The 23,369-nt window shown below is 38.9% G+C and carries 21 protein-coding genes; 10 read left to right on the forward strand and 11 right to left on the reverse strand.

The window, feature by feature from the left end; genetic code table 11:
• Positions 1 to 239 precede the first annotated feature (239 nt).
• Positions 240 to 821 carry a 5-formyltetrahydrofolate cyclo-ligase gene (locus AB1Z56_RS22785; protein ID WP_426790271.1) on the forward strand — a complete coding sequence of 194 codons (582 nt, stop codon included), beginning with the start codon at positions 240 to 242 and terminating at the stop codon, positions 819 to 821.
• Between the two features lie 205 nt (positions 822 to 1,026).
• Positions 1,027 to 2,769: a helix-turn-helix transcriptional regulator gene (locus AB1Z56_RS22790; RefSeq protein ID WP_426790272.1), complete on the forward strand. Its 1,743-nt coding sequence runs from the start codon at positions 1,027 to 1,029 to the stop codon at positions 2,767 to 2,769.
• Positions 2,770 to 2,870: 101 nt separating this feature from the next.
• Here AB1Z56_RS22790 and galE read toward each other — a convergent pair whose 3' ends face one another.
• Together galE and AB1Z56_RS22800 are read right to left on the reverse strand one after the other, a co-directional pair.
• A complete protein-coding gene (gene galE, locus AB1Z56_RS22795) occupies positions 2,871 to 3,902 on the reverse strand; it encodes a UDP-glucose 4-epimerase GalE (protein ID WP_309359883.1) in 1,032 nt (343 codons plus the stop codon).
• Positions 3,902 to 4,894 carry a UDP-glucuronic acid decarboxylase family protein gene (locus AB1Z56_RS22800; protein WP_426790273.1) on the reverse strand — a complete coding sequence of 331 codons (993 nt, stop codon included), beginning with the start codon at positions 4,892 to 4,894 and terminating at the stop codon, positions 3,902 to 3,904. The genes galE and AB1Z56_RS22800 overlap by 1 nt, the downstream gene beginning before the upstream one ends.
• 65 nt (positions 4,895 to 4,959) lie before the next feature.
• Between AB1Z56_RS22800 and AB1Z56_RS22805 the strand changes: the two genes are divergently transcribed.
• Entirely contained in the window at positions 4,960 to 6,237 is a 1,278-nt protein-coding gene (locus AB1Z56_RS22805; protein WP_426790274.1) for a 3-deoxy-D-manno-octulosonic acid transferase, read from the forward strand.
• A gap of 37 nt (positions 6,238 to 6,274) precedes the next feature.
• Here AB1Z56_RS22805 and AB1Z56_RS22810 read toward each other — a convergent pair whose 3' ends face one another.
• Positions 6,275 to 7,723, reverse strand: a complete 1,449-nt coding sequence (locus AB1Z56_RS22810) for a glyceraldehyde-3-phosphate dehydrogenase (protein WP_309359888.1) — start codon at positions 7,721 to 7,723, stop codon at positions 6,275 to 6,277.
• 136 nt (positions 7,724 to 7,859) lie between these two features.
• A complete protein-coding gene (hemW, locus tag AB1Z56_RS22815) occupies positions 7,860 to 8,987 on the reverse strand; it encodes a radical SAM family heme chaperone HemW (RefSeq protein WP_426790275.1) in 1,128 nt (375 codons plus the stop codon).
• Positions 8,988 to 9,337: 350 nt separating this feature from the next.
• Here hemW and AB1Z56_RS22820 point away from each other — a divergent pair, with 350 nt between their 5' ends.
• On the forward strand, positions 9,338 to 10,459 hold the full coding sequence (locus AB1Z56_RS22820; protein WP_426790276.1) for a glycoside hydrolase family protein: 1,122 nt from the start codon (positions 9,338 to 9,340) through the stop codon (positions 10,457 to 10,459).
• A gap of 95 nt (positions 10,460 to 10,554) precedes the next feature.
• Here AB1Z56_RS22820 and AB1Z56_RS22825 read toward each other — a convergent pair whose 3' ends face one another.
• Positions 10,555 to 12,432, reverse strand: coding sequence for a M1 family metallopeptidase (locus tag AB1Z56_RS22825; RefSeq protein WP_426790277.1), 1,878 nt, complete (start codon positions 12,430 to 12,432; stop codon positions 10,555 to 10,557).
• A 161-nt stretch (positions 12,433 to 12,593) separates the two neighbouring features.
• Here AB1Z56_RS22825 and AB1Z56_RS22830 point away from each other — a divergent pair, with 161 nt between their 5' ends.
• Positions 12,594 to 13,451 carry a hypothetical protein gene (locus tag AB1Z56_RS22830; RefSeq protein ID WP_426790278.1) on the forward strand — a complete coding sequence of 286 codons (858 nt, stop codon included), beginning with the start codon at positions 12,594 to 12,596 and terminating at the stop codon, positions 13,449 to 13,451.
• 188 nt (positions 13,452 to 13,639) lie between these two features.
• On the opposite strand, the gene AB1Z56_RS22835 is transcribed toward AB1Z56_RS22830, so the two are convergent.
• The 6 genes from AB1Z56_RS22835 to AB1Z56_RS22860 all read right to left on the reverse strand — a co-directional run bounded on the left by AB1Z56_RS22835 (position 13,640) and on the right by AB1Z56_RS22860 (position 18,836).
• The gene (locus AB1Z56_RS22835) at positions 13,640 to 15,043 is read right to left on the reverse strand and encodes an MBL fold metallo-hydrolase (RefSeq protein ID WP_426790279.1); all 1,404 of its coding nucleotides are present in this window, start codon (positions 15,041 to 15,043) and stop codon (positions 13,640 to 13,642) included.
• An 11-nt stretch (positions 15,044 to 15,054) separates the two neighbouring features.
• On the reverse strand, positions 15,055 to 15,870 hold the full coding sequence (locus tag AB1Z56_RS22840) for a sulfite exporter TauE/SafE family protein (protein ID WP_426790280.1): 816 nt from the start codon (positions 15,868 to 15,870) through the stop codon (positions 15,055 to 15,057).
• Positions 15,871 to 15,954: 84 nt separating this feature from the next.
• Positions 15,955 to 16,368, reverse strand: coding sequence for a DUF6691 family protein (locus AB1Z56_RS22845; RefSeq protein WP_309359902.1), 414 nt, complete (start codon positions 16,366 to 16,368; stop codon positions 15,955 to 15,957).
• Positions 16,369 to 16,929: a YeeE/YedE family protein gene (locus AB1Z56_RS22850; protein ID WP_426790281.1), complete on the reverse strand. Its 561-nt coding sequence runs from the start codon at positions 16,927 to 16,929 to the stop codon at positions 16,369 to 16,371.
• Positions 16,930 to 17,005: 76 nt separating this feature from the next.
• On the reverse strand, positions 17,006 to 17,446 hold the full coding sequence (locus AB1Z56_RS22855) for a hypothetical protein (protein WP_309359906.1): 441 nt from the start codon (positions 17,444 to 17,446) through the stop codon (positions 17,006 to 17,008).
• Positions 17,436 to 18,836: a WG repeat-containing protein gene (locus AB1Z56_RS22860; protein ID WP_426790282.1), complete on the reverse strand. Its 1,401-nt coding sequence runs from the start codon at positions 18,834 to 18,836 to the stop codon at positions 17,436 to 17,438. Before AB1Z56_RS22860 ends, AB1Z56_RS22855 begins: the two co-directional genes overlap by 11 nt.
• 406 nt (positions 18,837 to 19,242) lie before the next feature.
• On the opposite strand from AB1Z56_RS22860, the gene AB1Z56_RS22865 reads away from it, so the two are divergent.
• The 5 genes from AB1Z56_RS22865 to ureB all read left to right on the forward strand — a co-directional run bounded on the left by AB1Z56_RS22865 (position 19,243) and on the right by ureB (position 23,369).
• Positions 19,243 to 19,923, forward strand: a complete 681-nt coding sequence (locus AB1Z56_RS22865; protein WP_309359910.1) for a response regulator transcription factor — start codon at positions 19,243 to 19,245, stop codon at positions 19,921 to 19,923.
• Positions 19,913 to 21,295: a sensor histidine kinase gene (locus AB1Z56_RS22870; RefSeq protein ID WP_426790283.1), complete on the forward strand. Its 1,383-nt coding sequence runs from the start codon at positions 19,913 to 19,915 to the stop codon at positions 21,293 to 21,295. Before AB1Z56_RS22865 ends, AB1Z56_RS22870 begins: the two co-directional genes overlap by 11 nt.
• A 156-nt stretch (positions 21,296 to 21,451) precedes the next feature.
• Positions 21,452 to 22,642 carry a porin gene (locus AB1Z56_RS22875; RefSeq protein WP_426790284.1) on the forward strand — a complete coding sequence of 397 codons (1,191 nt, stop codon included), beginning with the start codon at positions 21,452 to 21,454 and terminating at the stop codon, positions 22,640 to 22,642.
• Between the two features lie 37 nt (positions 22,643 to 22,679).
• Positions 22,680 to 22,982, forward strand: a complete 303-nt coding sequence (ureA, locus tag AB1Z56_RS22880; RefSeq protein ID WP_046674789.1) for an urease subunit gamma — start codon at positions 22,680 to 22,682, stop codon at positions 22,980 to 22,982.
• A 15-nt stretch (positions 22,983 to 22,997) separates the two neighbouring features.
• Complete coding sequence (gene ureB, locus AB1Z56_RS22885; RefSeq protein ID WP_075990804.1) at positions 22,998 to 23,369, forward strand: urease subunit beta; 372 nt, start codon at positions 22,998 to 23,000, stop codon at positions 23,367 to 23,369.

Below are 23,369 nucleotides of genomic sequence, written 5' to 3' on the forward strand. Positions count from 1 at the left end.
TTAGGTTTAGGTTGATTATTCGGTCTTGATAGCGCTCGCTACAAGGCCGTTTTTTTATACAATATGAATAAATTTGAGTGCCAGTTTTTCTGCCGCCGACTAGAATTTCTAGTTTTTTTGGGCTTTAAATAAAATTGAATTGGCAGGAATGTGATTTTTACTGAGGTAAAAGAGATGGACTTTAATGGGCTCTTTTGATGGAAAATGAGACCGATCTTTAATAAGTAATTATTTTAAAAATGAAATCAAAAAAGGAATTAAGATTGGAATATAAAACTAAAAGATGTCAGCTGCCATTGGAAAGCGAAAATTCACTTAATGAACGTCTCCTTTTTCAGTTTACAACGCTCGATCTCTCAAAGGTGGGATTTCTACATTTATTCATTCCCATAGAAAAATACCACGAACCGAATACCTATCCAATTATCAATTATGTACAGCAACATTTTCCGCAAATAACGATTGTAATTTCCCGATCTAACTTTGAAGATTGTTCGATGCAACACTATATATTGGATCAACATACCATATTTGAAACGAATAAATGGGGTATTTCTGAACCAATATCGGGTGTTCAAGTGGATTCATCTGCTATTGATATGATTATAGTTCCCTTGTTAATCTTTGATCTTTTGGGCTATAGAGTAGGGTATGGAAAGGGGTTTTATGACCGTTTCTTCTCTGGTTGTAAAGCGGATGTACAGCGCGTAGGATTATCCTTTTTTGATCCAATTGATATTATTTCAGATAAGAATGAATATGATGTCCAATTAACGCAAGCTATTACTCCAAATCGCATTTATCATTTTGATGCGGAGTAATTATCTATATGCAAAGGCTAATTCGCTACTCTTTTAAATCGCCGCTTTGTTTTTTGCCTAATATCTGATTTCTTTATTTGATGCTTGAACAAAAGCGGAGTGTTATTTTACGGTAGGGATGATTTGTGTGGGTTGATTTTGTCTTATGATGGTTTAATTAAAATTATTTTTTATTTTTATTGCGAAATTCAATGCCTGTGCCGATATGTTTCGATTTCTTCTATTTCTTCTTTTCCTAACGATCATGCCTTGTCATGTTGTCTGTGGGATGGATCTAATGGACTCTAATTCTTCGACTGACGAGAAGAACTTTTACGAAACAATTATAAAAGGATCAGAGCAGTATCAATCCTCTAGTCTAACTTTAAGTAGATATCTTGCACCATATTTTAGCCAAGCGGTACGAAAAAATGATAAGGCACTTTTGGCAATCTATTATTGTTTACTGGCGGATCAGTCGTTTAATGCCGAAGGCGCAAGAAATAACTTTAGTGATAAATACTATTTAAAAGCGCTGAACCTTGAAGAAGGCTATAGCTATCAAAATGTACGTATTTGGGTAAAGATAATGTATGGCTTTTACCTATACCGATGTCTGAAAGCCTCTGAGGCATTACCTTTTATCCTGGAAGGAGAGAAAGGGCTCGAAGATATACCGAAAGAACTTGTTTTAGACCTAACGCAAACTTACAAGAAGCTTGGCTATTTTTTTGGAACTTTAGGTGATTATACTTCTGGAATTAAATATCTGGATTTAGGGCAACGACAAGAACAAATTTCACCGAAATTGAAAGCTGAAATCTTGGACAATTTAGGTTTACTGACATTGAAAAGTGGTGGTGATACCTTGCAGGCAATGAAAATTTTTGAATTGGCTCAAACTTTAGCACTTTCACAAAATGACTCATTACGCTACGCGAAGATTTTAGGTAATCAGGCGGCTGTGTTTGAAGGTATGAAGGATTACCATAAGGCTTTATTGCTCCTAGATAAAGATCTTGAGATTTCCAGATCTCTCGGGAATAACCGAAATACAATTTTCGCCTTAGTGATGCGTATTCGATTAAATATAGCGAATAAGGAAACGCAGGATGTTCGTCATATGATTGCGGAAGCTGAATCTCTTTTATTGGGCTCGGATGATAAGAAGACAATACTTGAACTTGAGATTCACAAGTTGAATTTGGCGATGCAAAGTAACGATATCGGTCGTGAGCTGAATGCACGAAGAAGAATAGAACGTCTCCAAGACTCACTACGTTTTTTAGATGGTGATCCGGTGTTGTCCCAATTGAAGTTTATGGCCGACAAGCAAAAGTATGCCGATAAATTATCGCTGGCACAAGCTGTTATTAAGAAAAAGCAAGCTGAGAGGCGATTATGGCTAATATTAAGTTTATTGGTATTGGTGTTATTCTTTTTTATTTATAATGCTGTTCGATCTCGTGCTAGAAAACGGATACGTGACTATGAATATCAGCTTCTTAATTTAAAGTATACAAAAGCAGAATTAGACAGGGAACTGGTGAGCTCTAAAAGCCAAGTTGAAGAATACGTCGCTTATCTTAAGCGGAATAATGAACAGATAAATGTACTTTCTGCGATGCTTGAAGAAAAAGGGAATGTTATTGAAAAAGATCGCGAGGAGCTAAAAATATTGTTGCAGTCACATCTCATCACTGAAGAGAAATGGCAGGAATTTAAATTATTGATAGTAAAAGAATTTCCCAATTTACTCCAGGATATACAATCTAGATTTCCCGATATAACGGAATCTAATCTGAGGGTAATTGTGCTTATGAAACTGGGGCTAAATAATAAGGAAGTAGCCAACGTATTGGGGGTTACTCCAGACGCGATAAAAAAATCTATGCAGCGCTTGAAAAAGAAGCTCGGAGATCAAGCTGGTGTACTGATGGAATATATTTCAGATAAGGAGCTTGTATAAGGACCTTGATTATCCATAATCGAGGGTATCAATAGAGAAAAATAAGCAAAAAAATAAAAGAAACGTCCAATGTCAGCGATATTGGACGTTTCTTTTATTTTTTAATCTAGCGGGTTTTCCTGTAGATTTTTTTCCCAGGCCCAAGCAGAGGCCATCATTTCGTCAATGCCGAGAGCCGCTTTCCAATGCAATTGATTAGCTGATTTAGTGACATCTCCGTATACTTTGATAATATCTCCATCACGGCGAGGACCAAATTCGTAATTTAATTTTTGTCCAGAGGCTTTTTCAAATGCTTTAATCGCTTCAAGAACAGAATAGCCATTTCCGGTTCCCACATTGAATACGTCGTATTTTCCATTTGGGTTACCTTGTTCCAATAATTTGATAGCAGCAACATGCGCTTTAGCTAAATCAACCACATGGATATAATCGCGGATGCAAGAGCCATCTGGCGTATCATAATCTGATCCAAAAACGGTTAGTTTCTCTCTTTTTCCAATTGCAGTCTGCGTTATGAAAGGCAATAGATTTTGAGGTACACCATTTGGTAACTCGCCTATTAATGCGGACTCATGGGCTCCAACTGGATTGAAGTAACGTAATGCAATAATATTATAGTTGTCATATGCTGAAGCAGTTTCTTGTAATATTTCTTCTGCTATTTGTTTGGTGTTTCCGTATGGGGAAGTCGCCTTTTTTACAGGAGCACTTTCGTCGACAGGCAGGTAGTCGGGCTCACCATATACTGTACAGCTTGAAGAGAATACAAAATTAATTGGTTTATTTTGATAAGATTCCAATAAGTTGATTAACGAAAAGAAGTTGTTATGGTAATACTTTAACGGTTTTTGCACCGATTCACCGACAGCTTTAGATGCTGCAAAGTGGATAATGCCTGAAATGTCGGTATTGTTTTTTACAAAATCATTGACTTTGTCTGTATCACAGAGATCGAATTGATGGAATTCGGGTCTAACACCAATGATCTTCTCGATTTGATCTAAAATTTTAATGTTTGAATTCGATAGATCGTCAACGATAACTGGAACATATCCTGCTTGATGAAGTTCAACTACTGTGTGTGAACCGATATAACCTGTTCCTCCTGTGACTAATATTTTTTTGTTCATTATTGTTGATTATAGTAAGTAAAGTCTTTATGTGATAAGGTTTCCAAAGGAATCTCTTTGTAAAATTCAATGGTCTTTTTTAATCCTGTTTTACGGTCTATCTCAGGTTGCCAAGCTAATTTTAATCTGGCCATTTCAATGTCGGGTTTCCGTTGTTTAGGGTCATCTACCGGTAAGGATTCATAAGTAATTTTACTTGAACTTCCTGTTAATGCTATGATCTCTTGAGCCAACTGAAGCAAGGTAATTTCGTCGGGATTACCTATATTGATGGGATATACGCAATCGGAATGCAACAATCGATAGATACCTTCGATTTGATCGTCAATGTAGCAAAATGATCGTGTCTGTGAGCCGTCCCCAAAAATGGTGATATCCTCTCCACGTATGGCCTGAGCAATGAACGTCGGGATAGCTCGACCGTCATTGAGGCGCATTCTTGAACCAAAGGTGTTAAATATTCTGACAATACGGGTATCCAAACCATGGGCGTTGTGATAAGCCATGGTTATTGCCTCTTGGAAACGTTTTGCTTCATCATATACCCCTCGAGGTCCTACGGGGTTTACATTGCCCCAATAGTTTTCGGATTGAGGAGAAACTAATGGGTCTCCATAAACTTCTGAAGTAGATGCAACCAATATGCGTGCTTGTTTCGCACGGGCTAATCCGAGGAGATTGTGCGTACCTAAGGATCCGACCTTAAGTGTTTGTATTGGGATCTTAAGGTAATCGACAGGACTTGCTGGCGACGCAAAGTGTAAAATATAATCCAGATGTCCAGGCACGTGGACAAATTTTGATACATCGTGATGATAGAAGTCAAAATTTTTCAATTTGAATAAATGTGCAATGTTCTGTAGGTCTCCGGTAATCAAGTTGTCCATTCCAATGACATCATAATCTTCTGCAATAAAGCGATCGCAAAGATGGGAACCTAGGAAGCCTGCAGCACCTGTTATCAAAATTCGCTTGCGATGTTTATTTTCCACTCAATGGTTCCTTTTAATGAAATGGGTTTAATATCTTTGACTAAGATAAACATTATTTTAAAAACATGCGTTTGCTTTATTCAATTGGAATTGTTCTTTATGGACTCTTACTGCGTATTTTGACCCCTTTTCATGCCAAAGCGAGACTGATGGTAAAGGGGAGAAAAGACTGGTATTCCAAGATGAAACAAACGGTTGATACTTCCCAAAAACATATCTGGTTTCACTTTGCATCATTAGGTGAATTTGAACAGGGACGGCCAGTTCTGGAAGCCGTGAAAAATAATTATTTGGATCATAAAATCATTGTAACATTTTACTCCCCTTCTGGCTATGAAATCCGTAAAAATACCGATCTGGCAGATTACGTTTTTTATCTCCCTTATGATACCGCAAAGAATGCTCGGTTATTCTTAGATCTTGTAAATCCTAGTTTTGTTCTATTTACCAAGTATGAGTATTGGTATTATTTTTTTGAAGGTCTACATAAGCGCTCTATTCCACTTTATTTAATTTCTGCTATTTTTCGACCTGAACAGATTTTCTTCCAAGCGTACGGAACGTTCTTTCTAAAAATTTTAAGTTATGTGACCTATTTTTTTGTCCAAAATGAGGAAAGTGTACGCCTACTAAAGGAATTTGGGATAAGAAATGCAAGCCTCGCAGGGGACACCCGGTTTGACCGTGTTGTGAACCTTCCTAAAAATAGGCGGATGATTCCTGAAATAGCGCAATTTATCGGAGATAGTCCTGTTTTGGTTGCGGGAAGTACTTGGCCAGAAGACGAACAGATTTTGCAGGAATTGTTTGAGGGTTACGCCAATTATAAATTGATCTTAGCTCCACATGAAATTAATGAATCGCACTTAACGAGTATTTTTAATCTTTGGCCAACAGCATTACGTTTTTCCAAAATGGCGACTTATAGTGCTACAGGAGTAGCGGAATCAAATGTACTCGTTATTGATAATATTGGCATGTTGTCTTCCCTTTATGGTTACGGTCAAATGGCCTATATCGGGGGAGGATTTGGTGTAGGAATACACAATACGCTTGAAGCGGCAACTTATGGCATTCCCGTTCTTTTTGGCCCTAATTTCAAAAAATTTCAAGAAGCTAAAGATCTTGTAGAAAATGGCTCAGGTTTTTCCATTGCGAACAGTAAACAACTGAAGAACGTATTTTGTAGGCTACAGGATCAGTCTGCTTGTCAAGAAGCAGGCAAATTGGCTCGTGCGTATGTATTACAGAAAGCTGGAGCGACACAGATCATTATGAAGTATCTTAAGGGCGCTAGTGTAAACATAAAAAAGTCGGAAGAAGAATCTTCCGACCATGACTAGCTATGGTGCCGCCTTTTATATTTTTGAGCATTGCCTGTTAATAGTAAGTATATCTTCTTACACCTGTGATATGGCGTGACAAACGCATAACTTGGTGTGAATATCCATACTCATTGTCATACCAAACATACAGAATGACATTCTTGCCGTCGGCAGAAACAATAGTAGCGGGGGCATCAACGATTGAAGTAGCAGTGCTGCCAATGATATCTGAGGAAACGAGCTCATCGTCCTTTGAAAATTTAATCTGTTCAACGAGTTCGCCGTGAAATGAAGCCTCTCTTAAAAGCTCATTTATCTCGTCGACAGTTATTTTAGATTTTGTTTCAAGATTTAAAATGGCCAATGATCCATTTGGCACGGGGACACGAATGGCGTTGGAAGTCAGCTTACCTGCCAACGAAGGAAGTACTTTTGAGACAGCGCTGCCAGCGCCAGTCTCTGTAATCACCATATTCAGTGCGGCGGCACGCCCACGTCTAGATTTCTTGTGCATATTATCTACAAGATTCTGATCATTTGTGTATGAATGTATGGTCTCAATATGGCCTTTTTCAATACCTATTTTATTTTCCAGAACCGCCAAAATAGGGGAAATTGCATTGGTGGTGCAAGAAGCTGCAGAAAATATATACTGTTTTTGTAGATCTATATCTTTTTCGTTGACTGCATAAACGATATTGGGAACTCCTTTTCCGGGAGCTGTTAATAGAACTTGGAGAGTACCTTTAGACAGCAAGTGACGACTAAGCTCCTGCTCATCTCGGAAAGCTCCGGTGTTGTCAATGACTAAGGCATCCTGTATGCCGTACGCTGTATAATCGATATCCTCGGGTTGTTTGGCAGAAATGAGGTGAACAGTTATACCATTAATAATAAGTGCTTGATTTTCTACATCGACTAATACTTTTCCTTCAAATTCACCATGTATCGAATCAGTTTTTAATAATGTTGCCCGTTTCAAGAGAGATTTGGCATCGTTTGCATCTCGTGTTACAATAGCGCGCAGGCGAAGCTGTTGCCCCGATCCCGCTTTGTTTATAAGTTCACGGGCAAGTAAACGACCAATACGTCCAAATCCATAGAGGACAACATCTCGCGGTTTTAATTCCTGCTGCTGGTTAATGTCCTTTAACTCGTCTCCGATAAAATTGACAAGCTCTGTGTGGTCAACATTGTAGCTCTTGACCTGCAATGCTAATTTTCCAATATCGATGCGTGCGGGAGAAAGTGGTAATTTCTCTAAGGCCTGAGCAGTGTGGAGTGTTTCAAATATGTTTAGTGGTTTTTCTGCAAGAACAGTGCTTTCGCTGAGTAAGTTGAGAATTGAACTGGACTTTACATCAATGAGCTGATTTCGAAAAAAGACAAGTTCGACGGCATGGTTGTACCATAGGTTGCTAACAATCTGGATTAAGCTTACTGCAGCATTTTGTTGGGCTTGATAACTTTTGATCTCTTGGTCAAAAGATGGCTTGTGTGACATAATAATTTTATAATAGATTATGTTGCAAACATAGCACAAACTGTATGAAAAAAGGAGTTATATTTTCATTTTCGTAATTTTATATGTTTTTATAGTTTTATTATTATGTTTTTGTTAATATTTATATGTTTTATTGCTAATCTTCTATAATAAACAACGCTGACATAATATGATCTGCCATTAATTTCCCTGTATCCGTTAAACACAATTTGTTGTCATCCAAAACGAGATTTTTTTCAGCTATGAATAAGGCTGCATCTTCCAATACGCTATTTTTAACATACTGTCCAAATCTATTTTCCAGCTCGGTTAAATCTAGGCCCCACATTGTTCTAAGCGATGTCATAATACATTCATTGATCTGGTCCAAGGTCGACAGCTGTTCTACTTCCAGAGGAAGCTGATTTGAATGAATGGAAGAGATGTATTTTGCATTGTTGGAAATATTCCAGGATCTAGCGGTTCCATTGAAAGAATGCGCTGAAGGGCCAATGCCAAGATAATGTTTGCCTTTCCAATAATTCGTATTGTGACACGCATATTGCTTATTTTTTGCAAAATTTGAAATTTCATACTGTTCGTATCCTGCAGTTTTCAATGTATTGATGAGAAGATTCATTTGGTCTGCTGCCCGATCAGAATCAATAGCTGGGCTTATGCCTTTTTTGATGAAGTGATCCAATGCTGTCTTGCTTTCCACCGTCATGGAATAGGAAGAAATATGAGGAATTGCAAAGTCAATTAGCTGTTGCATATTGTGGCGCCATTTTTCATCAGTCAATAATGGATAACCGTAGATGAGATCACAGGTAATATTTTCAAAGCCTGCATCCTGCACCCGCATAATCGAGGCCGTAGCTTCTTGTTGGTTATGGGCTCTGTTCATCCACTTGAGGTCTTCTTCAAAGAAAGACTGTATCCCGATGCTGAATCGGTTGATAGGTGTATTCCTGAGACTTTTTACTTTTGCCTGATTCAGATCATCTGGATTTGCTTCCAGGGTAATCTCGGCATTGTTGGCGATATCAAAATGTTTTGCTATAGTATCAATGATTTGTGCTATTTCGTCTCCTTCCAATAGGGAAGGAGTACCACCACCAAAATAGATCGATTCAATCTTTTTCTCTTCCAAATAGGGAGCCCTAAGTTCAATTTCCTGTAATAATGCATTGATCATTTCACTTTTGTATTGGAGTGAAGTGCTGAAATGGAAGTCACAATAATGACAAGCCTGTTTACAGAAGGGGATGTGGACATAAATCATGGGGACAAATATACCAAGACCATGGCAACTTCACCTCCTATTCGAATTTTTTCTTCTCTCTCGACGAGGTCTTCCGAAACATGTACAAGCGTTTATTTTGATGGAGGGGAGTAAGCTATTGATCAAAAAAATCATCCAAAAGAAGGTTGACAGTAAGGCAGTTATTTTTTATCTTGTTATCAAGATTTATTTGTAGAAGCACCAATAGATAAAACCTAATTTGGCGGAGGAGGGATCGCTCCTTCCGAAAAATTTTAGAAAGTGCATCAGGCTTAGTTGAATATAGATTATTTCGTCGGATTCTATCAAATAGATTAATAAATTATGTTATTCTGCTAAAAATCAAACGTATGAAAACCTCTCGTCGCACCTTTCTGAAAAATGTAGCCGGAGCTTCCGGCTTGCTATTGCTTTCTGCAAACGGTGTTGTCAGGGCCGATTGCTTAGAAGGATCCTTTATCGATAAATTACTACCAGCGCCAAAAGGGGGAGGCTTTGCTATGAAAGATTATTGGATCTGGGATCCTTCGGTTATAAAAGGAGAAGACGGAAGATATCATATGTTTGCCTCACGTTGGAGCAAGAAATATGGTTTTGGCAATTGGGTTACAAATTCGGAGGTCGTCAGAGCTATTTCAGATACTCCAGAAGGACCTTACGAATTTGTTGAAGTTGTACTGCCCGCTCGTGGTAAAAAATATTTTGATGGTTGTACCACTCATAATCCCCGAATTGTAAAAAATGGTGACTTTTACGTGCTTTATTATTTCGGTAATAACTACGAAGAACCGAATCCTCCTTTCACAGAAAATGTATGGGAATCAGGGCTCGGCCAGAAAGCCTGGATGCATAAACGTATTGGGATGGCTTACTCGAGGACAATTGCAGGCCCTTGGAAAAGAGTTGATCAACCGATTTTGAATCCGCGTAAAGGAGAATGGGATGCCTCCATTACTTCCAATCCTTCTCCCGTTGTCTTGCCTAATGGACAGGTTTATTTAGTGTATAAATCCTCCCCAGTCAATTATAATCCACCACTTTTATTGGGCGCGGCGCAAGCGGATTCCTTTCTTGGACCTTATCAACGTTTATCGGACAAGCCTATTTTTTCTTTTCATACGGACCAAAACCATGAAAATGACGTTGAAGATCCATTTGTGTGGTATAATGGTCAGCAGTTTGAACTGATTATGAAGGACCGTTACGGAAAGATCTGTGGTGAAGAGGGAGGCGGGATACATGCTTATTCCAAAGACGGCATAGATTGGCATCTTTCGAAGTCTGTAAAAGCTTATTCTAAAACAATTCAATGGGATGATGGCACGACGAGTCATCAGGCCAATTTTGAACGACCGTTTTTACTCTTTGAAAATGGAAAACCTACGCATTTGTTTGCTGCAACGGGAGATGGTTCAGAGCCCTATCAATTTGAACGTACATGGAATATGGTTATTCCCCTGAGCAGCGTATAAATGGGTCGCCAAGAGGGAAATAATCATATTCAATACTAAGAAACGTCCTTGAGTCTGGACAGCGTATTTCCAGACCCGAGGGCGTTTCGCTTGTCTTATTTACTAAAACTGTTGTTTGCCGATTCTACATCCGCTAATCGTAAGGAAGGATCAATTGTTACCGTTTTTGGTGTTTTCGACACATGGATTGTATAGTCGGGTTTGGTCCAGAACCAATCCTCAAGCACGGTTCTTTTAACACCTTTGTAAATGTCAAAATGCTCTTCCGGTTTTTCTCCACGCATTTCACGTAAAGGGATATAAAATAATTCTTTGCTTCCATCGGTGTATTCTACCAGAACATCCAGTGGCATGGCAAAATTGGACTTATTGGCCAATAGGATTTCTGTATCTGTTACTTTTTCAATGGCGTAATCGATTTGACGTGTTGTATTGATAAACAGATTGAAATACCATTTTAAGTTGATACCGGAAATATCTTCAGCAACGCGTTTGAAATCATTTGGTGTCGGATGTTTAAACTTCCAGATGTCATAGAATTTCAAGAAGGTTTTTTCTAAATTTTCCTGACCAATAATATAACCCAGCTGTTCTGCAAGTACGGCACCTTTGTTGTATGCTTCGTTGCTGTAACCATAGTTGGTGTTATAATAATCTGCCAGTAAACTCATTGGTTCTTCTTTACCTGAAAGGGCCAATTTATAATACCCACGGTAGGCTGCAATTTGCGGGTTAGATGCTATGGCACCTCTTTTTTCAAAGATATGCTGCATAGCCAATTCCTCGACATAGGATGTGAAGCCTTCATCAAACCATTCATCGACGGTTTCGTTGATTCCAAACAATTGTTGGTACCAAGAATGTGCCGATTCATGGAATATTACACCGACAAGGCTTTTTAGATTGCGACCACCTGTGATAAGCGTAGCTGTACCATATTCCATTCCGCCATCTCCACCTTGAATGATGGTATAAGTTGGCCATGGATATTTACCAAACTTAGCACTACAGAAGTCAAAGAATTCGGTAGAAAGGCCTATTGCTGTTTTCCAATTCGAGATCACTTCTTTGTCTGTTGGCAAGAATACGGTATACACCCTTATGCCATTTTTACTTGAAGCGGAATCCACAACAAATTTGGGGTCTGCAGCCCATACAAAATCGTGGATATTTTGGGCCTTATAGTGCCAGGTTGCTTTATTGTCGACCGCTTTTACTTTCGCTTTCTGTTGATAACCCTTGACATCTGATGGGTTTTGAAGAACACCTGAAGCACCAACGACATAATTTTTATTGAGGTGTATGGTAACATCAAAGTTGCCAAAAGGGGCAATAAATTCACGGCCCGTATATTCATCCAAATGCCATCCGAATTCATCAAATTGAGCCATCTTTGGATACCATTGTGCCATAGAAAGTGCTACTCCTTCCGCAGAATTTCGACCGGTCCGTCTAATTTGCTCTGGAACTTGGGCGGTCCATTCCATATTGAAACTGGCTGTTTCTCCATCTTGGATTGCCGTTGGTAAAGTGACTTCCAAGATCGTTCCATCTATCTTAAATGAGGTGTTAGCTCCGTTCATTGTCAAGCTCTTGATTTTTTGATAACCAATCTGATTGGCCTTAAGCTCGCCGATACGGCTCTGATATATTGGTTTTTCTTTTGTACCTAGATTAGTGACCATTCGCTTGTCGGGATCACTGATGTTTTTTAAGCGGTAATCCATCATCGATCCTGGTTGAAAAGCATTGAAATATAAGTGAAAGTACACTTTTTTCAACGATTGGCCTGAATTATTACTATACTTCAAGGTCATTTTTCCATCGTACTGGTATGCTTTTTCATCCACGTTGACGTCCATGCTGTAGTCAACTTTCTGTTGCCAGAATCCTTTTCTTTGGGCTTTCACTGTTGCCCCCCAAATATTTAATACACATGCAAGTGTAAAAAAGGATATAATTTTGATTTTCATGCTCCAAACTTACAAAATTGTCTCAATAAATGACACTTAAACGAGAAGCCAGTGGTGAATGTCATCAAATCTTGACGAAAATTTCCCTGTCTAATAAGAATTGGCTTGGTTTTGGTTAGGGGATTTATCTGTTGAGTTAAAAATCAATTTTACTTTTTTTTATGGAAAATCTATATTATAAGCCCTCGGGAAAGGCTCCAGCATTGGCATTAATAGGCTCTCTTGTGCTAGGTGCCATCGGTGCAGTTATCTTAGCAATTGTCTACATCGCTTTGCAATGGTTCATTCCTATTATTTATTTTAATGTATTTATCACGTTGGGATTTGGCGCAGGAATATTCTATATTCTTAATTTCTGTTTCAAACAATGGAAATTAAGAAATAAAGGTATAGCCATTTTGATGACCTTATTGATTGCAATTTTGGGCTTTTATGCACAGTGGGCTTTATTTGTTTCATTAATGTATAATGCTGAAGGAACCATGGGAGGAGACACTTGGGTAAAATCTTCATTTAATCTGGAGGGATTCAAAGCATTTTTCTTACATCCGTCATTTATTTGGGAAGCGATGCAAGGATTGAATGAAGTTGGAACGTTTACCTTGAAAAAAAGTCCGGTTTCCGGCGGCGCATTATGGGCAGTTTGGGCCATTGAGATGGGGATTATTCTGATTACACCCATCATCATGGCTTTCCGTGGTATTACTATCTATCCGTTTTCTGAGAAGGATGAAGTATGGATGACTAAACGAGCATTGCCAGGAAGGTTAAAATTTGTGGATGATAAGGAAGCTGTTGCAAGCTCGTTGGGAAATCATGATTTTGCCTATGTATACGATCATCTTTCTGACGAAGAAGAGCATTTTTCGTTTGCTACGGCAGAAGTTTATGAGTCGGACACTGATGATCATCAGTATCTGACTATCTATAACCATCAATTTGTCGAGAAAAAAGGCAAAATGGAAGAGAAGAAGGACGAGGCGATAGAATTTTTGCGCATCACCAGAAATAGTTTATAGGTTCGGCTTTTGTTGGCACTTGCTTCGGAACATTTGTTCTTTTTTTACTGATCCTCTACTCATTTAGTAAGAAACCGGTGGAGGATCAGTATAGAATCAATAGCGAATTTTCGAATGTGGCGCGAAGCAGGTATGAATCAGCTATGTAGCTGTATTGAAAACCGATCAGGGGAAGTAAGTACCTGTTCTTATTCGTGTTGAACAAGTACTCCGCCTTTTGCTTTCCACTCGTTAATTGAAGGACTATAGATTTTGACGTCCTTGATCCCATTTTTTGCTAATAGGGAAGCCGCTATAGTTGCCCGATCTCCAGATTGACAATGTAAGTAAAGTCGTTTGCTTGGGTCAATTTTATGGAGATTGTCTACTAGTGTTCCAACAAAGAGATGTGTGGCGTGGGGTAAATGCCCTTCAGCAAATTCGCTTGTATTGCGTACATCGAGTATTTGTGTATTGGGTTTCTCCAATGCTGCATTCATTTCCTCGAAATCGATCAGTTGCTGATGGGCCAATGTAATTCCAAGCTGTGCAATTGTATCAGGTGTAATATAGCCTGCGACATGATCCAATCCTATACGCATAAGCTTACGGGCAACGTCATCCAATTGACTTTCTTCGACAATGAGAATGAAAGGTTCTGTATAATTAAGTACCCAACCCGCCCAGGTGTTGAATGTCTTGTTATTCTGAATGTTAATGCTATTCGGGAGATAGCCTTTTGCGAAATCAATCTTATTTCGAGTATCTATTAATGTCGTTCCTGCTTGGTATAAATCAAGGAAAGTACCTTTAGTTAGTTTGCGGTATTGTGGTACTTCGGTCTGAACTGGACGAGCTTTTTTGTTGAGTTTTTTCATCATGGCAAAATAGCGTGGCGGCTCGGGCTGTCCTTCTAATAATTCTTTCACAAAAGCAGTTTCGTTATTTTGGTACTGGAGCGCCCAATTGCGAATTTTTTCATAACCCACCGTTGAGCTGGGAACGGCACCTAGTGCTTTTCCACAGGCAGATCCAGCACCATGTGCTGGCCATACTTGAATATGATCAGGTAGAGTCAGGAAGTACTTTAAGGACTGGAACATCTGATGAGCACCGATTTCTTTGGTTCCAACCAATCCGGCGGCATTTTCCAGTAGATCTGGACGCCCAATATCACCGACAAACACAAAATCCCCGGTGAAGATCATGACAGGCTCCATGGTGGCCGGTGTATCGATCAATACAAAACTAATACTCTCCGGGGTGTGCCCAGGTGTATGAACGACTTTGAAAATTAGATTTCCAACACGAAATTGATCTCCATCCTTTAGTCCGATATGAGGAAATTCATATTGCCAATCCTCTCCACCTTCATCGGATAGATAAGCTTGGGCGCCTGTTAATGCAATTAATTCAAGTGTGCCGGAGAGATAGTCGGCATGTATATGTGTTTCAGCGATATGTGTTATGGTTAGATTGTTCTTTTTTGCGATCTCCAGATAGGTGTCTACATCTCTTTTAGGATCAATAACAATAGCGACACCTTTGGCTTGACAGCCAATGATATAACTCGAATGTGCTAAAGATGATTCGAAAATGTGTTGAAAAAACATAATGTGTGATTTTAAAGATTTACAAATTGAATGATTTCAAAGACAAAGATTAGGATGCCAATGCTAATTAAGAAATACCCGAAAATATTCTTCAATTTTGCAGCATCCAGCTTGTCTTTCCATTTGGAACCAATTTGGAGGCCTATTAAAGTGATTAACGTAAAGGTAGTTAATATAACCCAATTCATATGTTCCAAAAAGTGATAATTAGCGATTAAACCAAATGAAGCGTTTAATCCGATAATGAACAACGATGTGGCAATAGCCTGTTTAAGTGGGATTCCCAACAACAACACTAATGCTGGTACAATAATAAACCCGCCACCTGCACCGACCAGGCCTGTCATGATCCCAACGAGTAATCCGACCAAAATGATTTTCAATAGCTGTCTTAGTCCGCCGATGAAAGGACTGATGTGAACATGTTTACTCCCTCGTACCATTGCCGTTGCAGAAATTAAAATCACGATGGAGAATAATAACATGATGATATGGTTTCTGGAAATTTCTATACCTTCAACTTGGAACAATTCTGGTATAGCCACCAAAAGATAACGTTTCGTCAAATAGACCGAAATTAATGATGGAATGAGGAAGATTGCCGTAGTTTTTAAATCAATTTCGCGTTTTTTTAGCGGAGAAATGGATCCGACTAGCGCTAATACACCAATAGAAAAAAGGGAGTAATCAAGTGCAAACTGAGGTTCGATATGGAAAATATAAACAAATATGGGCAGTGTTAAAATACTTCCGCCGCTACCCATCAAACCCATTGACAGTCCGACCAGGACAGCTAATATAAAACCAGCTATAAATATTGATTCCATTTTTTGTTCTTAAAATTTTGAATATTGGCGCAGACGTTAGATTCCTATCTCTGGGACAGTTTATGATAAAATAGGTTGTGACAGTTAATGTGGTAACTTATTTCGTAATATGCCATAAAGCCAAGTGCCCAATAAGGCAAATAAGAGGACAATTCCCAGTGTCCAGTAACCGGCACCAATTAAGGCAAATAGAGGTCCGGGGCATGCACCTGTTAATGCCCATCCTAAACCAAATATTGTTCCTCCGACTAGATATCGGGTTATACTTTTGTCTTTGTCAGGGAACACTATTTGTTCACCATTGTTATCTTTGAGTCGTTTCCTTTTGATTATTTGTACGATAATAATGGCGGTTGTTAGGGCTGTTCCAATAATCCCATACATATGAAAGGATCTAAATTGAAACATTTCGTAGATTCTGTACCATGATGCAGCCTCCGACTTGTACAAGATAACCCCGAACAGTATGCCAATGAGTATAAATTTTAATGCTTTCATTTATGCAAAAATTAAAGGAAATAAGAAATGAACCATGATGATTCCACCCAGGAAAAAACCGATGACAGCGATCAAGGAAGGAAGCTGAAAATTGCTTAAGCCTGAAATAGCATGACCTGATGAACATCCACCTGCGTAACGTGTTCCAAATCCAATTAATAATCCACCGATGCTCAGAATTGTAAACTGAAATAGGGAACCATTAAAAACGAAAATAGATTCGGGGAGGTAGCCCTGTATATGGTCGATGATGCCAAGCTCCTTGAGGTCTGCAATACTTTTTTCATTGATTTCGGTAGGTGTGCCATCGCTCAGAAAATAGTGGGCAATAAAACCACCAATCACTGTTCCGAGAACCACCAATAAATTCCAGGCTTGGGTTTTCCAATCAAAGCGGAAAAATGAAGATGATTTACCGGCACCTAATACTGTACACATGGTACGTAGGTTATTGGACATGCCAAAATCCTTTCCCTGTTTCAATAGGAGGTACATGACCAGCGCAATTAAGGGACCCGAGATATACCAGGGCCATGGTTGTTTGATGTATTCCAATAGCATAACAATGTTCTTAAGTTATGTTACAAAGGTACATACTGTGTCTGCAAAAGCCTGTAACAAATGTTACCGAGGACGCTTACATATCATAATATTCAATGTTGGCTGCTTTTAGTGCCTCTGTTAGTAGGGGAAGATCGTCTTCTTTTTGAAATAATTTATTGCGCCAGGTCCGAAAGGCAGGACCTTTATTCTGGTTAATAATAATCAAATTGCCCCCAGATCGTTTTAGATTGCGAATGTGGGAAATATGATTCAGTGGAAAAACAATCGTTTTCTTCGCATTGCTAATCTGCAGCGTATCATCGTCCAGAACCCAGAGAGAAGACAAGGTCGAACATTTTATGGCCACATACAATGCTAAAGGAATCATTAAAAGAGCGATGATAATCTTGAGAATTTCCTGGATGGGAACTTTAGACATGCCCATTCCGATGAATAAGATCGAAGTCAACAAGATTAACATATATTTTCCACGATGTAATGTTGATAAGTGGAATGTCTGTGGATTACTCTTCATATTTCTTGATAAACTTCCCTTTGGTGTCAATATAATAAAAATTTTCGAGGTCCTCAGTCACAAGTGCTAGTCCGTTTTCAAAAGCTTGCGCATTTTGCAATTTAAAAGGTACGACAATATTTCCGTTATAATCTATGTATCCATATTTATCGTCTTTGAATGCTAACAAGAGTTTCTCTCCGGCAAATGACAGGAATTCATACTCGGATTTGAGTAGGTTAATACCTGTTTTATTAATGAGCTGATAAGACTGATTGGCAATAATTAATGCCAGATTATCTTTAAAATCTGCTATGGTTTCGTATTTTGCTGGAAGCAAAACAGTGCCTTTTTTATCCATGACACCAATATGTTCTCCTTCCGTGAAAAGAGCGTATTCTGAGCTTGGCACAGAAATAAAGTCATATTTGGCTTGAAGCAATATTTTGCCGTTTGTATCCAATAGACCATACTTAAGATCCTTCATGTAAACCACGGGGCCACCTTCAGTTTCTAGGCTTAGCGATTCATATTGACATGGAATAACTTCTTTACCATGCAGGTTTATTAGGCCAAACATTTGTGCAGCATCGTTTACGATGGCGTAATCTCCTATGAAACTATAGATTGCAGTATATTTAGCAGGTGTTAATTTGTTCCCTAAGCTGTCTTGTACGCCGAAATATTCCGTACTGGGATCCTGATACCATGATAAGTAGTCGTTTAATGTGGAGTCGGCAACAGTTGCTTCAGCTTCCCCCTCTTCATAGCCCTCAGGAATTTCGAAGAGTGACTGGTCAAAATTAATTTCCTCGACTTTGTTGGCTTCAATACCCAGTCCAGCGGATCCGACATATAATGCTGCACCTGGTACTTTTTCAAGATAATCGTAGGTTCCCCAGTAGAGCTTTGGTAATTGCGCGGCATACCAGACGGTAATTTCCGTTTGTTTGTCTTTGCTTCCAGCTATGTTGAATAGTGCTTTTTGGCAAGCAATACCAGCGATGGTTTTTTTCTCATTGGGAACCAAACTGATCTCAAAATCGCTGGAATAGGCATAATTATCACTTTCATTTGAAGTCTCAATAAGCTGACCCGATGCTAAATCTGTAGGAGAATAAGTTTTGTTTGTTTCATCTAATAGATAGGATGTACCCTTAGAAATATTACTTATTTGTACCGATTTTCCGAAAAGCAGATTCTCAATTCTCATCTGATCTTTCGAAATAAAGGCATGCATTAACGCATCGCCATTTCCAGCTAATATTTTAATAAACTCCGAAGCCGAAGTATCGGTACCCGTTTCAGGATCTGCAAATTGGTAAGAAATTTTGTAAAGCTTCTGCTGGGTGAATCCTTTTTCTATAAAAAGAGAGAATATTAGTGACAAACAAATAAGAAATTGTTTCATTTTGTGATTTTAAGCTACAAAAATATCGAATTTAGACGGGTTTTTGAAATAATATTTCGTTATTTGAGGAGGATGTTTCAAAAATGATTTTCGCTTCACTTGTGCTTATGGGTTTGTTCGCTCCTGTCGTACCCCTTATTCGCTCTTATTCCTAGTAATCCCCTAGCTAAGACCTAGTGTTGACCTATCGAACTAGGTCTTAGCTAGGGAACCCATCGGTATTTGGTAGGTCAGTCCCAAAAGCAAGGTATAAGCAGTCCGATCAAAAGGGATTGCTAAGTCTTACTATCATATAACCGTCAAGAAAAAACGAAATAATTTAGGAATGTCGCTTTTACAGGAAAAGTGAAATGTTAATTTTGTATTTTACAAACCTCGAATTTTTTACTGCTTAAAAAAGATATCTGTGGAACTATTGCTTATAGAGGATGAACCATCCGTCATATCATTGATCGAAAGAGGCTTAAAAGAAGAGGGCTATCATATCAGTATTGCCATGGATGGGTATACCGGTTTAAAAATGGCTGGACTGAATCATTATGACCTCATCCTATTGGATGTGATGCTGCCCGGTATGAACGGTTTAGATGTCTGTAAAAATATTCGAATGTCGAATAATGAAGTTCCCATTATTATCTTGACAGCTTTAAATCAAACAGAGGATATCGTTGAGGCCTTTGCCAGGGATGCAGATGATTACTTGACGAAACCATTCCGCTTGGAGGAGTTAAAGGCTCGAATAAGCCGTTATAGCCGTAAATCAAAAACAATTACGGAGCAGAAAAACATATTGGTGTTTGATGATCTTCAATTGGATCGAGACAGTAAATCGGTTCAACGTGCCAATTCTCCTATTATTCTTACCGCCACCGAATTTCGTTTACTTGAATTTTTAATGCTCAATCGAAATAAAGTATTGAGCCGGATCGATATTTTAGAGGAGGTATGGGGGATGGATGTCGATTTAAGTACCAATGTTGTTGATGTGTATGTAAATTATCTTCGGAAAAAGATCGATAAACAGTTTTCACGTAAACTTATCCATACCGTGATCGGTATGGGGTATGTAATCCGTCATGAAAATTAGGACCAAAATAGTTCTCCTCTTTTCTATCATCAGTACGCTGCTGCTTGTCGTTTTTGCCATTTATGTATCTTATTTCACTTACGACAGTCTGCAGACCAAATTTTTTCACCGGCTAGAAGAGAATGCTGTAATTGTCGGCGACCATATCGTCCATCAGAAAGATGAAAACAGAGAACTTTATATTCAGGTAAAACGTAAGTACCTGAAACAACTATCTGAAGGAACTGATCATCTCATTCGCGTTAGCAAGGGGAGTGACAGTGTCCAATTCAGGCCCGAGCTACCGATGCCAAAGACATTCTATACCGATGTAATCCACCATGGGAAGGGAAGGTATATGGATGGGAAGACTGCATTTGTTGCTGTATTCTTTTACGATCATCTTCATCACGAAAATTTGATTGTGGTATCGGAGGGGATCGATGATTATGGTCATGAAGAACAACGCCAATTAGATCGCACGTTGATCACAGGGGGAATTTTGGCTATTTTTTTAATCGTACTGATGTCTTTTTACTTTGCTGACCGATTATTGAAACCCATTAAGGACATCAACAATGATCTAGATAAAGTTGATATCGCACATTTGGACCATCGCTTGTTTAGTAAATTCAGTAATGGTAAAGATGAATTGGGTATTTTGATTGCAAACTTAAATTCAATGCTTAGCCGATTGGATATTTCGGTCCAATCTCAGCAGAGTTTTATCGGAAATGCCTCTCATTCTCTTAAAACCCCGCTGACAATTATTGGAGGGGAGGCCGAATTAGCGCAGCAGCTTTTGCCAAAGGAACATGAGGCTTACTATTCATTGCAGACAATCGCGAAATATGCTGATAAAATGGAGCTTATCATCAATAATCTTTTGCAACTATCTCGGATGGGTTTTAAGGGTGAGGTGGACAATAAAGTAATTATTCGAATTGATGAGTTGCTTTATGAAATCTATAAAGCTGAAAAGAGTATTCACAAGGAGTTAAAACTTTCTTTTGATCTAACGGAAATTCCAGAAGATAGTGATGAACTTACAGTTTTTGCCAATCCGGATCTGTTTTTTATTGCTTTTAGCAATATTATTTCAAATGCATTTAAGTACGGTAACGGACAGCAGGTTGTTGTCGCAATTAGTAGCGATAGCAAAAATATTACGATAAAAGTGTTCGATCAAGGGATAGGCATTCCTCAGAAAGACCAACCGCACATTTTCACCTCTTTTTACCGCGCTTCTAATGTCGGTGATATCTATGGAAATGGCTTGGGCCTTGTTTTAGCTAAGAATATTTTTGATCTCCATGGTGCCGAATTAATGTTGCGTTCTACCGAAGGTCAAGGTACTTTAGTCGTGGTTACAATCCCAAAAACACCTTTCTAATTTCATTTTAATCTCATCCTTATTCCATTTTTAGGTGGCTGTGATATACTTGTGCCAGAGATAGGTATATCGCAGGGATTTTTCTTGATTTTTCAAATTGAATGATGATTTGAAAATCTGGAACGCTTCCCGACCATATTGGAACAAAACATAAGGATGAAAAAAACACTTTCACTTTTTACAACACTGGGGCTTGGCATAGCTTCCTTACATGCTCAGGAGCAAGCTCAAACGGATTCTATTCCAGCGAAGAGAAGCAGTCTGCTGTTGAATGAACCCGCAAGAGCAAAATCATTTCAACTGGATGTCCTATTAAGAGCAGGATTGCAAACAGACAATGGAGATGGTTCATCACAGGCAAAAGCAAATCTTGATGACGCTCGTATTTTAATGAGTGGAGATTACAATGATCGACTTTCTTATAAAGTGCGTTTTCGTTTGAATAGGTCATTTGCACCAACGAGTCAGGATAATGGCTCGCGGGCATTGGATATGGCGTTGATCAAGTACAAGTTTGGAAAAGATCTGAAGTGGTCTGTTACGGCCGGTAAGCAAAGTGCGATGGTTGGGAGTTATGAGTTCGAAAATAACCCAATTTACGAATATAAGTTTACCGACTATGTCGACCGTATATTGAATCTCTTTGTAGTCGGAGGAATGTTATCCTATGAAGTCAACCCGAATCATTCGTTGCATGCCCAAGTTTACAACACGACCAATGATAGTTTTATGGAGCTTCATACAAGAAATGGTTTTGCTGTAGGTGATTTGGAACGCTCTAGTGTACCAATGGGAGCCTATTTCACTTGGGTAGGTGCATTTATGGACAAGCGTTTTAATACCAAATGGTCCTATAATATCTCACAGTTTGCAAAGGGGCATACGAATCATTCAGTCTCCTTGGCGAATAAGTTCAAAACTTCCAAGCAGATGTTGTATCTGGACTTACAGTACTCTTATCTCGGTGTTGATCACGCAATGATTGCATCTTCTGCGATCAATGAGTTTTATGGTAGAACTGGTGATCATCGGGTGTTGGCAAAAGACGTTAACTATAGCTCTGCGATATTGCGCTATGATCAATTTTTGAGTAAAAAATGGGAGCTGGCACTGAAAGGTGGTTATGAGATCGCGGGATCGCGGGATGATAAGCAACTCGGTAAGAATTTCCGCCAAAATTGGACCTATTTTGCGGCGCTGCAACATAAGCCGTTTCATAACCAGGATCTTCGGTTTTATCTAGGTTACGTCGGTAACACCGTAAACTATAAGGGCTATATAGATATGGCCAAGAGTCAGTACAACCGCCTAGCCTTTGGGGCTTATTTTACCATTCCAGTTTTATAATAATTCCTTTAACAAATTAACAAATAATTATTTTTTTATGCGTTTAACACCGAGAGAAACAGAAAAGCTGCTGTTGCATTTGGCCGGCGAATTGGCAGCTAAGCGATTGAAACGCGGGGTAAAATTAAATTATCCAGAGTGTATCGCTTACATCAGTGCCCAGATTATGGAGGAGGCTAGGGACGGAAGGTCTGTGGCAGACTTAATGTCCTATGGTACTACTTTATTGAAAAGGAGCCAAGTCATGGAAGGTGTTCCCGAAATGATCCATGATGTTCAGATCGAAGTTACTTTTCCGGACGGTACTAAATTGGTGACTGTCCATGATCCTATTCGTTAATAAATATTGAATGATATGATTCCAGGAGAATACATTTTAAAAAAAGAGGAAATCAAAGCTAATGTTGGGCATAGAACCACAAGCATTGTTGTGAAAAATGAAGGTGATCGACCGATTCAGGTAGGTTCGCATTATCATTTTTTTGAAGCGAACAAGTTGCTTTCCTTCGACAGAGAGAAAGCGTTTGGGATGCGCTTGAATATTCCAGCCAGTACCGCTGTTCGTTTTGAACCAGGGGAACAAAAATCAGTTGTTCTGGTTGAGTTTGGCGGAAGTAAGGAAATCCACGGTTTTAATGGATTGACAAATGGGAAGTATACAGATCAATCGGTGAAAACCAAAGCCATTGATAAAATGAAAAAATTAAAATTCAGACAATCTAAGTAA

Source organism: Sphingobacterium sp. WOUb80 (assembly GCF_050058145.1).
Classification (GTDB): domain Bacteria; phylum Bacteroidota; class Bacteroidia; order Sphingobacteriales; family Sphingobacteriaceae; genus Sphingobacterium.